At 67.7% G+C, this 12,840-nt stretch carries 10 protein-coding genes; 2 read left to right on the plus strand and 8 right to left on the minus strand.

What is annotated here, in order from left to right:
* The first annotated feature begins 20 nt into the window (after nt 1-20).
* Together AC07OX_RS14995 and AC07OX_RS15000 are read left to right on the plus strand one after the other, a co-directional pair.
* On the plus strand, nt 21-1,409 hold the full coding sequence (locus AC07OX_RS14995) for a zinc-ribbon and DUF3426 domain-containing protein (RefSeq protein WP_495261921.1): 1,389 nt from the start codon (nt 21-23) through the stop codon (nt 1,407-1,409).
* A 58-nt stretch (nt 1,410-1,467) separates the two neighbouring features.
* A complete protein-coding gene (locus AC07OX_RS15000; protein WP_495261922.1) occupies nt 1,468-2,370 on the plus strand; it encodes a carbohydrate kinase family protein in 903 nt (300 codons plus the stop codon).
* Between the two features lie 117 nt (nt 2,371-2,487).
* On the opposite strand, the gene AC07OX_RS15005 is transcribed toward AC07OX_RS15000, so the two are convergent.
* From AC07OX_RS15005 to AC07OX_RS15040, 8 genes are all read right to left on the minus strand, one after another.
* Nucleotides 2,488-3,048 carry a histone H1-like DNA-binding protein gene (locus tag AC07OX_RS15005; RefSeq protein WP_056575601.1) on the minus strand — a complete coding sequence of 187 codons (561 nt, stop codon included), beginning with the start codon at nt 3,046-3,048 and terminating at the stop codon, nt 2,488-2,490.
* Nucleotides 3,049-3,247: 199 nt separating this feature from the next.
* Nucleotides 3,248-4,438: a ribonucleotide-diphosphate reductase subunit beta gene (locus tag AC07OX_RS15010; RefSeq protein ID WP_062480340.1), complete on the minus strand. Its 1,191-nt coding sequence runs from the start codon at nt 4,436-4,438 to the stop codon at nt 3,248-3,250.
* Nucleotides 4,439-4,650: 212 nt separating this feature from the next.
* The gene (locus AC07OX_RS15015; RefSeq protein ID WP_062480342.1) at nt 4,651-7,563 is read right to left on the minus strand and encodes a ribonucleoside-diphosphate reductase subunit alpha; all 2,913 of its coding nucleotides are present in this window, start codon (nt 7,561-7,563) and stop codon (nt 4,651-4,653) included.
* A gap of 349 nt (nt 7,564-7,912) precedes the next feature.
* Entirely contained in the window at nt 7,913-8,530 is a 618-nt protein-coding gene (ampD, locus tag AC07OX_RS15020; protein ID WP_495261923.1) for a 1,6-anhydro-N-acetylmuramyl-L-alanine amidase AmpD, read from the minus strand.
* A complete protein-coding gene (locus AC07OX_RS15025; RefSeq protein ID WP_495261924.1) occupies nt 8,517-10,067 on the minus strand; it encodes a sigma-54-dependent transcriptional regulator in 1,551 nt (516 codons plus the stop codon). The genes ampD and AC07OX_RS15025 overlap by 14 nt, the downstream gene beginning before the upstream one ends.
* Before the next feature lie 5 nt (nt 10,068-10,072).
* Nucleotides 10,073-11,770 carry a two-component system sensor histidine kinase NtrB gene (locus tag AC07OX_RS15030; RefSeq protein WP_495261925.1) on the minus strand — a complete coding sequence of 566 codons (1,698 nt, stop codon included), beginning with the start codon at nt 11,768-11,770 and terminating at the stop codon, nt 10,073-10,075.
* Nucleotides 11,767-12,024, minus strand: a complete 258-nt coding sequence (locus tag AC07OX_RS15035; RefSeq protein WP_062480350.1) for a PP0621 family protein — start codon at nt 12,022-12,024, stop codon at nt 11,767-11,769. The genes AC07OX_RS15030 and AC07OX_RS15035 overlap by 4 nt, the downstream gene beginning before the upstream one ends.
* Nucleotides 12,021-12,833 (minus strand): cytochrome C assembly family protein, encoded by an 813-nt coding sequence (locus AC07OX_RS15040; protein ID WP_056575582.1) that lies wholly within the window; start codon nt 12,831-12,833, stop codon nt 12,021-12,023. The genes AC07OX_RS15035 and AC07OX_RS15040 overlap by 4 nt, the downstream gene beginning before the upstream one ends.
* Nucleotides 12,834-12,840 lie beyond the last annotated feature (7 nt).

The raw sequence follows: 12,840 nt of genomic DNA on the forward strand, positions 1-12,840 counted from the left end.
AACCCTACAATCGCCCGGTCATGAGCCTCGTCACGCGTTGCCCCGCCTGCACCACCACCTTCAAGGTGGTGCGCGACCAGCTTCGCATCTCGGACGGCTGGGTGCGCTGCGGCCGCTGCAGCCATGTGTTCGATGCCACGCTCGACCTGCAGGAGGCGCCCGACGGTGCGGTGTCCGCGCCTGCCGCGCCGGCACCCGCGCCCACGCCGCCACCTTCGCCGATGTCTTCGATGGCCGCACTGGTGGCGTCTTTCGAGGACGCCCGCATCGACCTGGCGGCCGCACGGCCGGCGGTCGAGGAGGCGGACTTTCTCGACGACGAGTCCGAGTCGCAGGCGCCACCGCCTGCCTCGCAAGAAGAGGCCGGACTGTCGACTGCCGCCACCAACGTCGCGTCGGCTGCATCCCCGCTGCCTTTCGAACTGACGCTGCCCGCACACGGCCTCGCCGCGGACGAGCCCTGGTCCGACCTCGACGCCACCGAACCCGCATGGCGTCCGCCCGCGAGTTCGCTGCCGCCGTTTCCGAACATCGACCTGAACCTCGGCGCACCGCCTCCCGCATCGCCGCCGCCTGCGCCGCCCTTGCCCGACCTGCCGCGCAGCTCAGCGCTGCGCGGGCTGGTTGCAGCGACCGGTGAGAACGACGACGGCGCGGCCGCAGAGCGCGAGCAGGAAGAGAAGGACCACGACCAGCTCCTGATCCAGAAGGCGCTGCGCCGTGCGCGCGCCAAGTCGGCCAAGATCGCGAACGCCAAGGCGCGTGACGCGCAGCACGAAGAGGTGTCCGCGCCGCTGCCGGGCCCCGGCATCCGTGCCGAAGGCGAGCCGGACTTCTCGCTCTCCGCGACCTTCGAGGCGCCTGAAGACCATCCCTTCGCCGAAGAAGACGAGCCGGCCGAAAAAGCCACCGGCTTCTGGCAGCGCAAGGGCGTGCGCCGCCTGCTGGTGGTGCTGGCCGTGCTCGCAGCGTTGGTTCTCATCGTGCAGATCGTTCGCCATGAGCGCGACGGCATCGTGGCGCGCCAGCCGAACCTGCGGCCCGCCCTGTCGGCGCTGTGCCAGTACACCGGCTGCGAGCTCGCGGCGCTGCGCCAGATCGGCGACATCGTGATCGAAGGCGCGGCCTTCGCGCGCGAGAAGAGCGGCGGCAACGACTACCGGTTGAGCTTCACCTTGCGCAACGCGGCGACCGTGCCGCTCGCGATGCCGGCCATCGAGCTGTCGCTGCTCGACACGCAGGAACAAGCCGTCGTGCGGCGCGTGCTGACGCCTGTCGACTACGGCGCGCCGGGCGTGCTGGCGGCGCGTGCCGATCGCGCGGCCTCGCTGCCGCTGACCCTGTCGGCCAGCGAGGCGGCGGCACTGCCGCCGATCGCGGGTTACCGCGTCGAAGCTTTCTATCCCTGAGCGGAGCGCCGACACGCGCGCCGCTCGTTCCCTTTCTCATCCAACCTACGGTCCACCCATGGCAGCAGTGATTTGCGGTTCCCTCGCGTTCGACACCATCATGACTTTCGAAGGCCGGTTCGCCGACCAGATCCTGCCGGACCAGCTGCACATCCTGAATGTGTCGTTCCTGGTGCCGGGCCTGCGGCGTGACTTCGGTGGTTGCGCCGGCAACATCGCCTACAGCCTCAACGCCCTGGGCGGCACGGCGCTGCCGATGGCCACGCTGGGCAGCGACGGCGCGGACTACGCCGAGCGCATGCGCACGCTGGGCATCAGCACGGAGTTCGTGCGTCAGCTCGACGACACCTTCACCGCGCAGGCGATGATCATGAACGACACGGACAACAACCAGATCACGGCGTTCCACCCTGGCGCGATGCAGCAGGCGCACATCACGAAGGTGGTGGCGCGCGAGGACATCAAGCTCGGCATCATCGCGCCCGACGGCCGCGAGGCGATGCTGCAGCACGCCGAGCAGTTTGCCTCCGCCGGCATTCCCTTCGTGTTCGATCCGGGCCAGGGCCTGCCGATGTTCGACGGCGACGCGCTGCGCCACTTCATCGAGCTCGCGAGCTGGGTCGTCGTCAACGACTACGAAGGCAAGATGCTGTCGCAGCGCACCGGCTGGAGCCTGGCCGAGATCTCGCAGCGCGTGCGCGGCCTCGTGGTCACGCTGGCCGCCGAGGGCTGCGAGGTGTGGACCGGCGGCGAGCGCGAGCACGTGCCCGGCGTGGTGCCCACGGCGGTGATCGAGCCCACGGGCTGCGGCGATGCATGGCGCGGCGGCCTGCTGTACGGCCTGGAAAAGGAATGGCCGCTGGCGCGCTGCGCAGCCCTTGGCAACCGCATCGGTGCGCTCAAGATCGCGCAGCGCGGACCGCAGAACTACCAGATCGACCGCGCGACGCTCGACCTGTGATTCGCTGACGACCTGCCCGCATCGCTTCGGCGATTCGGCGATAGCGGGCGCCCATGAAAAAAGCCCGGCACCTTGCGGTGCCGGGCTTTGTGCCTTTCAAGGCCGCTGAGAATTCACTCAGGGCTTGCTGGCCGTCGGAAACGGCCAGGCTGCCTGGGGATTCAGCGTCGTTTGCGCCGCAGGGGCAGGCGCTACGGCAGCCTTCGCAGGCGCGGCGGCCTTCTTGGCAGCAGGCTTCTTGGCAGCAGCGGCAGGCTTGGCAGCGGGCTTTTTCGCGGCTTTCTTGGCCGCGGCCTTCTTGGCAGGGGCCTTCTTGGCGGCAGCCTTCTTCGCAGGGGCCTTCTTGGCAGCAGCCTTCTTGGCAGGCGCCTTCTTCGCTACGGCCTTCTTGGCAGGCGCCTTCTTGGCGGCGGCCTTCTTTGCCGGAGCCTTCTTGGCAGCGGCCTTCTTCGCCGGTGCAGCCTTCTTCGCTACGACCTTCTTGGCTGCAACCTTCTTGGCCGCGACCTTCTTTGCCGGAGCCTTCTTCGCTACGACCTTCTTGGCGACAGCCTTCTTGGCCGGAGCCTTCTTGGCCGCGACCTTCTTTGCCGGAGCCTTCTTCGCGGCGACAGCCTTCTTAGCCGGAGCCTTCTTTGCAGCGGCCTTCTTGGCCGGCGCTTTCTTTGCAGTTGCCATTTCTATTTCTCCTTGATCAAGTTGAAAAAATCAACCTATTGAAGCACTCCACGCGCGTTGGGAGCGTGAAGCGATTCATGGCGTTGGAATCTGAGCCCCAGCACCATGAACACCTGAGCCCTCGTCCATGCCGCGCTCTTTGGCGCAGTCGGTGGCAAGGGCAATTCTTGAATTCATGAATTGTTGTGTATCGAAAAATTCAATCCCAGGAGAGCGCACCACCCGACTGGTACTCGATCACGCGGGTTTCGAAAAAGTTGCGCTCTTTCTTCAGGTCAATCATTTCGCTCATCCAGGGGAACGGGTTTTCCTCGTTCGGGAAGAGCGTTTCGAGGCCGATCTGCTGCGCGCGCCGGTTGGCGATGTAGCGCAGGTAGCCCTTGAACATGGAGGCGTTCATGCCGAGCACGCCACGCGGCATGGTGTCTTCGGCGTATTTGTATTCGAGCTCGACGGCCTTCATGAAGAGGTCCTTGATCTCGGCCTTGAACTCTGCGGTCCACAGGCCAGGATTCTCGAGCTTGAGCTGGTTGATCAGGTCGATGCCGAAATTGCAGTGCATCGACTCGTCGCGCAGGATGTACTGGTACTGCTCGGCGGCGCCGGTCATCTTGTTCTGGCGGCCCAGCGCAAGGATCTGCGTGAAGCCGACGTAGAAGAAGAGACCTTCCATCAGGCAGGCGAACACGATGAGCGACTTGAGCAGCGTCTGGTCGGTCTCGTGCGTGCCGGTCTTGAAGTTCGGGTCGCTGATGGCGTCGATGAACGGGATCAGGAACTGGTCCTTCTCGCGGATCGACGGCACTTCGTTGTAGGCGTTGAAGATCTCGCTCTCGTCCAGGCCGAGCGATTCGACGATGTACTGGTACGCGTGCGTGTGGATCGCTTCCTCAAAGGCTTGGCGCAGCAGGAACTGGCGGCACTCGGGGGCCGTGATGTGGCGGTAGGTGCCCAGCACGATGTTGTTGGCGGCCAGCGAGTCGGCGGTCACGAAGAAGCCGAGGTTGCGCTTGACGATGCGGCGCTCGTCTTCGGTCAGGCCGTTCGGGTCTTTCCACAACGCGATGTCGCGCGTCATGTTCACCTCTTGCGGCATCCAGTGGTTGGCGCAGGTGGCGAGGTACTTTTCCCAAGCCCACTTGTACTTGAACGGCACCAGCTGGTTGACGTCGGTCTGGCCGTTGATGATCCGCTTGTCGGAAGCCTTGACGCGCTGGCCTGCAGCGGCGGCCACCGGTGCGGTGGCAGTGGCGGGTTGTGCAAGCGACGAAGTCGGAGCGGCGACCGCGCGGCCAGCGGAAAGACCGCCGGTCGATGCGTGGTGCTGCTGCAATCCTTGTTGCATATCCTTTGGTAAGGAGGGCTTGACTTCTTCGTCCCAGGTCAACATAGAAAAATCCAATGCGCAATTATCGGAGCAACGATGTGAGTTGCAAAGTGCTCGTTCACATCGTGCGCCATTTATGGGGTTGTTATGTTGCTCGCATGCATCGCGCGACGTCAGTCAATGCCTTGATTGATTGAACGTCGCGCGCTTTTCACTTGTGCGAGCACCTCGCTGATCGATCGAAGCGTCTTCTTCTTTGACGCTTCACTTGCACATCACTGGCAGGCTTCGCAGGTCGGATCGTCGACACCGCAGAACGCGATGTCGGTGGCGGGCATCGCGCTCATCTGTGCCTTCGCTGCAGCAGCGGCGGCTTCGAGTGCGCTCATGCCCGAGGGTGCGTCGTTGCCCGACGACACCGCGTTGAGACGGCCCGATTGCACCGTCGACTTCTCAGCGTGCGTCGCGCTCTGCGTGCGCAGGTAGTAGGTGGTCTTCAGGCCGCGCAGCCAGGCGAGCTTGTAGGTGTCGTCGAGCTTCTTGCCCGAGGCGCCGGCCATGTAGATGTTCAGCGACTGCGCCTGGTCGATCCACTTCTGGCGACGCGCGGCGGCTTCCACCAGCCACGTCGTCTCGACTTCGAACGCGGTGGCGTACAGCGCCTTCACGTCCTGCGGCACGCGGTCGATGGGACGCAGCGAGCCGTCGAAGTGCTTCAGGTCCATGACCATCACGTCGTCCCACAGGCCCAGGCGCTTCAGGTCGCGCACCAGGTAGTGGTTGATCACGGTGAACTCGCCCGACAGGTTCGACTTGACCGACAGGTTGCCGAAGCAGGGTTCGATCGAGGCGTCCACGCCGATGATGTTCGAGATGGTCGCCGTGGGGGCGATGGCCACGCAGTTCGAATTGCGCATGCCGTCGGCCTTGATCTTGGCGCGCAGCGAATCCCAGTCGAGGGTGGCCGAGCGGTCCACTTCGACGTAGCCGCCGCGGGCCTTCTCGAGCAGGTCGAGCGAGTCGATCGGCAGGATGCCCTTGTCCCACAGCGAGCCCTTGTAGCTGGAGTACTTGCCGCGTTCCTTGGCCAGCTCGGTCGAGGCCCAGTAGGCGTGGTAGCAGATGGCTTCCATCGACTCGTCGGCGAACTGCACGGCTTCCTGCGAGGCGTAGGGAATGCGCAGTTCGTACAGCGCGTCCTGGAAGCCCATCAGGCCCAGGCCGACCGGACGGTGGCGCAGGTTCGAGTCGCGCGCCTTCTTCACGGCGTAGTAGTTGATGTCGATCACGTTGTCGAGCATGCGCATCGCGGTCGAGATGGTGCGCTTGAGCTTTTCCTGGTCGACCTTGCCGTCCTTCAGGTGCTGCAGCAGGTTCACGGAACCCAGGTTGCACACGGCGGTTTCGGTGTCGCTGGTGTTCAGCGTGATCTCGGTGCACAGGTTCGACGAGTGCACCACGCCGGCGTGCTGCTGCGGCGAGCGCACGTTGCAGGCGTCCTTGAACGTGATCCAGGGGTGGCCGGTCTCGAACAGCATCGTGAGCATCTTGCGCCACAGGTCCGAGGCCTGGAGGGTGCGCGCGGGCTTGATCTCGCCGCGGGCGGCCTTCTCTTCGTAGGCGACGTAGGCCTTTTCGAAGTCGGCGCCGAACAGGTCGTGCAGGTCAGGCACGTTGGAGGGCGAGAACAGCGTCCAGGTGCCCTTTTCCATCACGCGGCGCATGAACAGGTCGGGGATCCAGTTGGCGGTGTTCATGTCGTGCGTGCGGCGGCGGTCGTCGCCGGTGTTCTTGCGCAGCTCCAGGAACTCCTCGATGTCGAGGTGCCAGGTTTCCAGGTACGTGCAGACGGCGCCCTTGCGCTTGCCGCCCTGGTTCACGGCCACGGCCGTGTCGTTCACCACCTTCAGGAACGGCACCACGCCTTGCGATTCGCCGTTGGTGCCCTTGATGTGGCTGCCCAGTGCGCGCACGCGGGTCCAGTCGTTGCCCAGGCCGCCGGCGAACTTCGACAGCAGCGCGTTTTCCTTGATCGACTCGTAGATGCCGTCCAGGTCGTCGGGCACGGTGGTCAGGTAGCAGCTCGAGAGCTGCGAACGCAGCGTGCCGGCGTTGAACAGGGTGGGCGTGCTCGACATGAAGTCGAACGACGACAGCACTTCGTAGAACTCGATGGCGCGGGCTTCGCGGTCGATTTCGTTCAGCGACAGGCCCATGGCCACGCGCATGAAGAACGCCTGCGGCAGCTCGATGCGGGTCTTGCGCACGTGCAGGAAGTAGCGGTCGTACAGGGTCTGCAGGCCCAGGTAGTCGAACTGGTTGTCGCGCTCGGCCTTCAGGGCGGCGCCCAGGCGGGGCAGGTCGTACTGCAGCAGCTTCTCGTCGAGCAGCTCGTTCTCGACGCCCTTCTTGATGAACTGCGGGAAGTAGTCGGCGTAGGCGGTGGCGCGCTCGACCGGCATCACTTCGCGGCCGATGATCTCCTTGAAGATCGTGTGCAGCAGCAGGCGCGCGGTGGCGAAGGTGTAGTCGGGGTCCTTCTCGATCAGCGTGCGGGCGGCCAGGATGGAGGCCTTGTAGACCTCGTCCAGCGGCACGCCGTCGTACAGGTTGCGCATCGTCTCGGCGACGATGGGGGCGGCGGTGATGCTGTCGCCCAGGCCCTGGCAGGCCGATTCGATCAGGCCCTTGAGCTCGTTCAGGTCGAGTGCCACGCGCTCGCCGTTGTCGAGCACGTGCAGCGCCGGTGCGGCGGGCACGTCCTGCTCGCCCTGCTTGGAGCGTTCCTGGGTGCGGCGTTCGCGGTACAGCACGTAGGCGCGCGCGATTTCATGGTGGCCGCCGCGCATCAGGCCGAGCTCGACCTGGTCCTGCACGTCTTCGATGTGGAAGGTGCCGCCGCCCGGACGCGAGCGCACCATGGCGCGGATCACGCCTTGCGTCAGCGTGTCGACGGTCTCGCGCACGCTGGCGGAAGCCGCGCCCTGGGTGCCGTGCACCGCCAGGAAGGCCTTCATCATCGCGATGGCGATCTTGTTCGGTTCGAAGGGAACGACGGCGCCGTTGCGGCGGATGATCTGGTAGTGCGCGAGGTTCTGCCCGGTGGGCGAGCCCGCAGTGTCTTGTTGCTGCTGCGGCGTCGCGGGGACGGCGCGGGGGGTCGACGGGGTGTTCAGTGCAGTTTGCATTCGCTTCCTCTCGGTTGTGCAATTCTTGTTGGTTGGCAAGGCCTCGCGGGCCTTGCGTCGGCGTTGTTGCCGAACGGGAAGACACTATATCTAGGGTGTCTGTGCCCTACAAGCCACTACAGGTAGTGTTTTCCTATGGACGCAACCCTTACAGGAATTGCGCCGCATCCAGCGCATCGCCAGCGATGCCGCGTGAATACTGGCCCATGGTGGCGCAACCCGCACGGGGCGCGGCTTGCAAGGCGATTTGGGCCTGCAGGCCGCATGGTTGCTACGTCGCGTGCCTGCGCTTGCGAGATTGCTGCGCTGCGAGAGCGGCGCATCGCGGGCCACGGAGCGATTGAAAAAATTAGCGCGCGACCACCTGCTCGGGAAACATCTGTGGATTCCAGCCGAGCTGTTCGCGCAGCAGACGCCAGTCGAAACCGGCGCCGGGGTCCTGCTTGCGGCCGGGCGCGATGTGTTCGTGGCCGGCGATGTGGGCGATGGCGTAGTGCTGCGCGAGCGCGGCGCACAGGCTGGCCAGCGTCTCGTACTGCGCCTCCTCGAAGCGTTCGCCCTCGAGGCCTTCGAGCTCGATGCCGACGGAGTCGTCGTTGCAGTTGGTGCGTCCGCGCCACGACGACACGCCGGCATGCCAGGCGCGGTCCTCGCAGCTCACGAACTGCCAGAGCTCGCCGTTGCGTCGCACATAGAAATGCGACGACACCTCGAGCCCGCGGATCGACTGGAAGTACGGGTGCGCGTCCCAGTCGAGCCGGTTGGTGAAGAGCTGCTGCACGGCGTCACCGCCGTATTCGCCCGGCGGCAGGCTGATCGAGTGCAGCACGATCAGGTCGGTCTGCGCGCCGACGGGGCGCGGGCCGAAGTTGGGCGAGGGCAGGGCCTTGGCGAAGCGGTACCAGCCGGCGCGCCAGAGTCCGTCGTCGCCGGCCGGTGGGGTGACGGGGTCGTCAGTCGTCGGCATGCGCGGTGGCGCCGTCGTCGCCGTTGGGCGTGGAGATGCCCAGGCGCGCGATGCGGTAGCGGATCTGGCGCAGGCTCATGCCCAGCCGCGCGGCGGCGGCCGTGCGGTTGAAGCCGCTTTCGTGCAGCGCGCGCACGAGGATCTCGCGCTCCTGCTGGTCGAGCCAGGCCTGCAGATCGGAGGGCAGCGGCGGCGGTGCGGGCTTGGGCTCGACCGCCGGCGCGGGGGGCGCAGCCACCGCAACGGCGGCTGGCGCTTCGGCGGATTCGCCGCGCGGCGCGGCCGGCATCGGCGTCATCGCGCCCATCAGGTCGATGTGCAGCTCGTCGCCGTCGTTCAGCGCCACGGCGCGGTGCAGCAGGTTCTCGAGCTCGCGCACGTTGCCGTCGAGCGGGTGCTGGGCCAGGCGCTGCAGCAGCGCGTCGGACAGGCGCGGCACGGGCAGGCCGCCGTCCTGCGCGATGCGCGCGAGCAGCGCGGTGCACAGCGCGGGCAGGTCTTCGCGGCGCTCGCGCAGCGCGGGCACGGCGATCTCGATCACGTTGAGCCGGTAGAACAGGTCCTGCCGGAAGCGGCCGGCCAGCACCTCGGCGTGCAGATCTTTATGGGTGGCGCTCACGATGCGCACGTCGACCGCGTCTTCCTGCGTCGAGCCGATGGCGCGCACGCTGCGCTCTTGAATGGCGCGCAGCAGCTTCGACTGCATGGCCAGCGGCAGGTCGCCGATTTCGTCCAGGAACAGCGTGCCGTCGCGCGCCGCCTGGAAGTAGCCGTCGCGGTCTTGCGAGGAGCCGGTGTACGAGCCCTTCTTGGCGCCGAAGAACTCGGCCTCGAGCAGGTTCTCGGGGATCGCGCCGCAGTTCACCGCGACAAAGGGGCCTTCGCTGCGCTGGCTGCAGCCGTGCACGGCGCGCGCGACCAACTCCTTGCCGGTGCCCGACTCGCCGCGCACCAGCACCGGCGCCATGCCGCGCGCCACCTTGGCGATGCGCGACTTCACGAGGCGCATCGGGTCGGAGTCGCCGACCAGCCGGTCGAGCGCGGTGGCGCCGCTGCGCGTCACGGCCAGTGCGTCGGGGCGTTCGCCGCCCTGGCCGGCGGCCTGCGGCGGCGCCTTCTGCGGCACGACCACCGCGGCGCGGTTGGCCTGCACGGCCGACGCCACCACGGCGCGGAACTGCTTCAGGTCGACCGGCTTCGTGAGGTAGTCGAAGGCGCCGGCCTTCAGCGCCTCGACCGCGTTCTCGGCCGAGCCGTAGGCGGTCATGACCACGCAGCGCTCGCTGCGCTGGTCTTTCTGGATGCGGTGGATGATCTCCATGCCTTCGCCGTCGGGCAGCCGCATGTCGGTGATCACGGCGTCGAAGCGGCTGGCTTCGAGGTGCTGCCAGGCTTCGGACACGCTGCCTGCGGCTTCCACCCGGTAGCCTTCACGCAGCAGCGTGAGTTCGTAGAGCGTGCGCAGGTCGGGTTCGTCGTCGATGACGAGGATCTGCGCGGGGCGCGGGGCGGCGGCGGAAGACGGGAGGGAGCTCACGGCCGCTATTGTGTCAGCCGGTTTTCGCTCGGGGCGAAGCTGACGAAGAATTCGTTGCCCTCGGGCCCGCCCGGCACCAGCGCGCGCCGTTCGTAGCCGATGGTGGCGCCGTGGCGCCGGCACAGCTCGCGGCACAGGAACAGGCCCAGGCCGCTGGAGCGGCTCTCGGACGAGAAGAAGGGTTCGAACAGGTGGCGCTGCACCGCCGGCTCCAGCGGCGCGCCGTCGCTCCACACCAGCAACGCAGCGCGCTGCACGCCAGCCCGCTGCAAGGTGGTGATGACCTGGATCGCGCCCTCGCGCTGGCTGGCGTAGCGCGCCGCGTTGTCCAGCAGGTTCACCAGCAGGCGGCGCAGGTGCTCGGCCTCGAAGCGCACCTCGCTGCCCGGCGCCTCGAGCGCCACGCGCACGCCCTTGCGCTGGGTCTGGCGTATCCATTCCTCGGCCAGGATCTGCACGGCCGGGTCGAGCACCAGCTGCTCGCCCAGCGAGAGCACGCGCTGCTGGCGCGCGCGCGAGACGTCGAGCACGTCGTCCACGATGCGCGCCAGGCGCTGCGCGTTGTGCTGGACCATGTCGGTCAGCTTGCGATGCGCCGGGTCGGTCAGGTCTTCGCTGAGCAGCGCGCTGGCCTGTGCGATGGCGGCCAGCGGGTTGCGGATTTCATGCGCCACCGCGGCCGACATGCGGCCCATCGCGGCGAGCTTTTCGGTGCGGATGCGGGCTTCGAGCTCGCGCAGGTCCTGCAGGAACATCACGCACAGGCTGTCGGCGCGGCGGTCGTCGGTGGGCGTGAGCCGGGTGCGCACGCGCACCTCGCGCGCCGCGCCGCGGGCCTGCGCCACCGGGATCTCTTCGGTCTGCGGCGCGCGGCGCGCGAAGGTCTGGCGCGCGAGCGCGGCCAGCGCGTGCCAGGCCGGCTGGGTGTGCAGCGGGAACGGCAGTGGCAGCTGCGCCAGGCCCTGGCCGAGGATCGCGTCGGCCGCCGGGTTGGCCGCGTGCACCAGGCCGTCGGTGTCGATCACCAGCACGCCTTCGCTCAGGGTTTCGATCACCAGGTCGTTGACCTGCGCCTGCATCTGCGCGTGGCTGCGGCTGCGCTGCGCCACCGCTTCTTCGCGTGCCAGCCGGCGCGCGAGCTCGTGTGCGAGCAGCGCCACCACGAACAGGCCGGTGCCGGTGAGGGCGGCCTGCACGAAGCGCGCCGAAGGATCGCCGGGTTGTTGCAGCCAGTGCCAGCCGGCGTCGGCCAGCAGCAGCAGCGTCACGGTCGCTGTGGTGCCCAGGCCCACGAGCAGCGTGCCGAGCACCGCACTCATCAGCACCGGCAACGCGAACAGCGGCGTGTAGTTGACGCTGCCGCCCTGCAGCACCTGCAAGGCGCTGAAGATGCCCAGGTCGACCCCGATGGTCAGCAGCCAGAGGGTGGAGAAGCCGCGGATCGGCGGCTCGAAGTGCGCGTAGCGCATCTCCAGCCAGGCCAGCACGAGGTAGCCGCCCGACAGCACGATCGGCAGCGGCTGCACGGCCTGCCCGATGGCGAAGGCCACGCCCTGCAGCAGCACCAGCACCAGCGCCACGAAGCAGCGCGCCGCCATGAAGCCGCGCCACAGCCGCAGCAGAGCCGTGCTGTCGCCGGCGCTCAGGTCGAGCACGTCCCAGTCGGTGGCCGGCTCGCCGCGCGACCGGCGCAACGAACTCATGCGGAGGTGCCGGCCTGGCGGTGCGCGGCGCTGCAGAACACCGCGCCGTCCGGCCCGGGGAGCGCGTCGGCCGCGGGCAGGTGCAGCCCGCAGTGGGCGCAGCGCACCATCGCCTGCGGCGGGCCGACGGCCGGCGTGCGTTGCTGTGCCTTCTTGGCGCGTTCCTGTTGCGCGTCGCGCATCTCTTCGCGCCGGTTCTTGCGCCAGAGCCAGATCGCGACCCACACCACCGCGAGGACGAGCAGGTACTTCATGCGGGCAGGCGCGTCAGCACGACTTCGAGCACGAAGCGCGAGCCCACGTAGGCCAGCAGCAGCAGCGCCGCGCCCGCGTAGAGCACGCGCCGCGCGGTGCGCCCGCGCCAGCCGAAGCGGGCACGCCCGGTCAGCAGGACCGCGAAGCTGAGCCAGGCGAGCACCGAGAAGATCGTCTTGTGGTCCCACTTCCAGGCGCGGCCGGCGGCGCCGTAGAGCTGTTCGCTGAACAACAGGCCGGCCAGCAGCGTGGCCGACAGCAGCACGAAGCCCGCCGTGACGAAGCGGAAGGTGAGCCGTTCCAGCGTGAGCAGCGGCACGCCGGCCTGTGCATCGGCACTGGCTAGGCGGATCTGCTTTTCGGCCCGCGTGATCAGCCAGGCGTGCACCACGGCGGCGCCGAACAGGCCGTACGAGGCGATGCCCAGCGCCAGGTGCAGCGGCAGCCAGGGCGAGGCGCTGACATGCAGCGGCGTGCCCGGGAACAGCAGCGCCAGCAGCACGGCCGCCGCGCCCAGCCAGGCCAGCGCGCGGCGTGCCTTCAGTTGCGGATACAGGCGGCTTTCGACCGCGTAGACCGTGAGCACCAGCCACGCCGTGACCGACAGCGCCGGCGCAAAACCGAAGCGAGGGTCGCCGCCGATCAGCCCGTGGCCGAGCACTGCAGCGTGCAGCAGCCATGCGATGCCGAGCGCCCATTGGGTGGTCTGGCGGCTGAGCCGCGCACCGGCGGCAGCGGCAAAACCGTAGGCTGCCGCGGTGGCGATGCCCAGCGCCACGCCGAGTGGGGAGGGGATCGCTAAAATCATCGGTGGA

The sequence above is a fragment of the Variovorax sp. GW821-FHT09D07 genome (genome assembly GCF_059416345.1).

Bases quoted from the DNA above. Each gene is read 5' to 3' on its own strand.
- AC07OX_RS14995 (WP_495261921.1), top strand. From the start codon at position 21: ATGAGCCTCGTCACGCGTTGCCCCGCCTGCACCACCACCTTCAAGGTG.
- AC07OX_RS15000 (WP_495261922.1), top strand. From the start codon at position 1,468: ATGGCAGCAGTGATTTGCGGTTCCCTCGCGTTCGACACCATCATGACT.
- AC07OX_RS15005 (WP_056575601.1), bottom strand. From the start codon at position 3,048: ATGGCAACTGCAAAGAAAGCGCCGGCCAAGAAGGCCGCTGCAAAGAAG.
- AC07OX_RS15010 (WP_062480340.1), bottom strand. From the start codon at position 4,438: ATGTTGACCTGGGACGAAGAAGTCAAGCCCTCCTTACCAAAGGATATG.
- AC07OX_RS15015 (WP_062480342.1), bottom strand. From the start codon at position 7,563: ATGCAAACTGCACTGAACACCCCGTCGACCCCCCGCGCCGTCCCCGCG.
- ampD (WP_495261923.1), bottom strand. From the start codon at position 8,530: ATGCCGACGACTGACGACCCCGTCACCCCACCGGCCGGCGACGACGGA.
- AC07OX_RS15030 (WP_495261925.1), bottom strand. From the start codon at position 11,770: ATGAGTTCGTTGCGCCGGTCGCGCGGCGAGCCGGCCACCGACTGGGAC.
- AC07OX_RS15035 (WP_062480350.1), bottom strand. From the start codon at position 12,024: ATGAAGTACCTGCTCGTCCTCGCGGTGGTGTGGGTCGCGATCTGGCTC.
- AC07OX_RS15040 (WP_056575582.1), bottom strand. From the start codon at position 12,833: ATGATTTTAGCGATCCCCTCCCCACTCGGCGTGGCGCTGGGCATCGCC.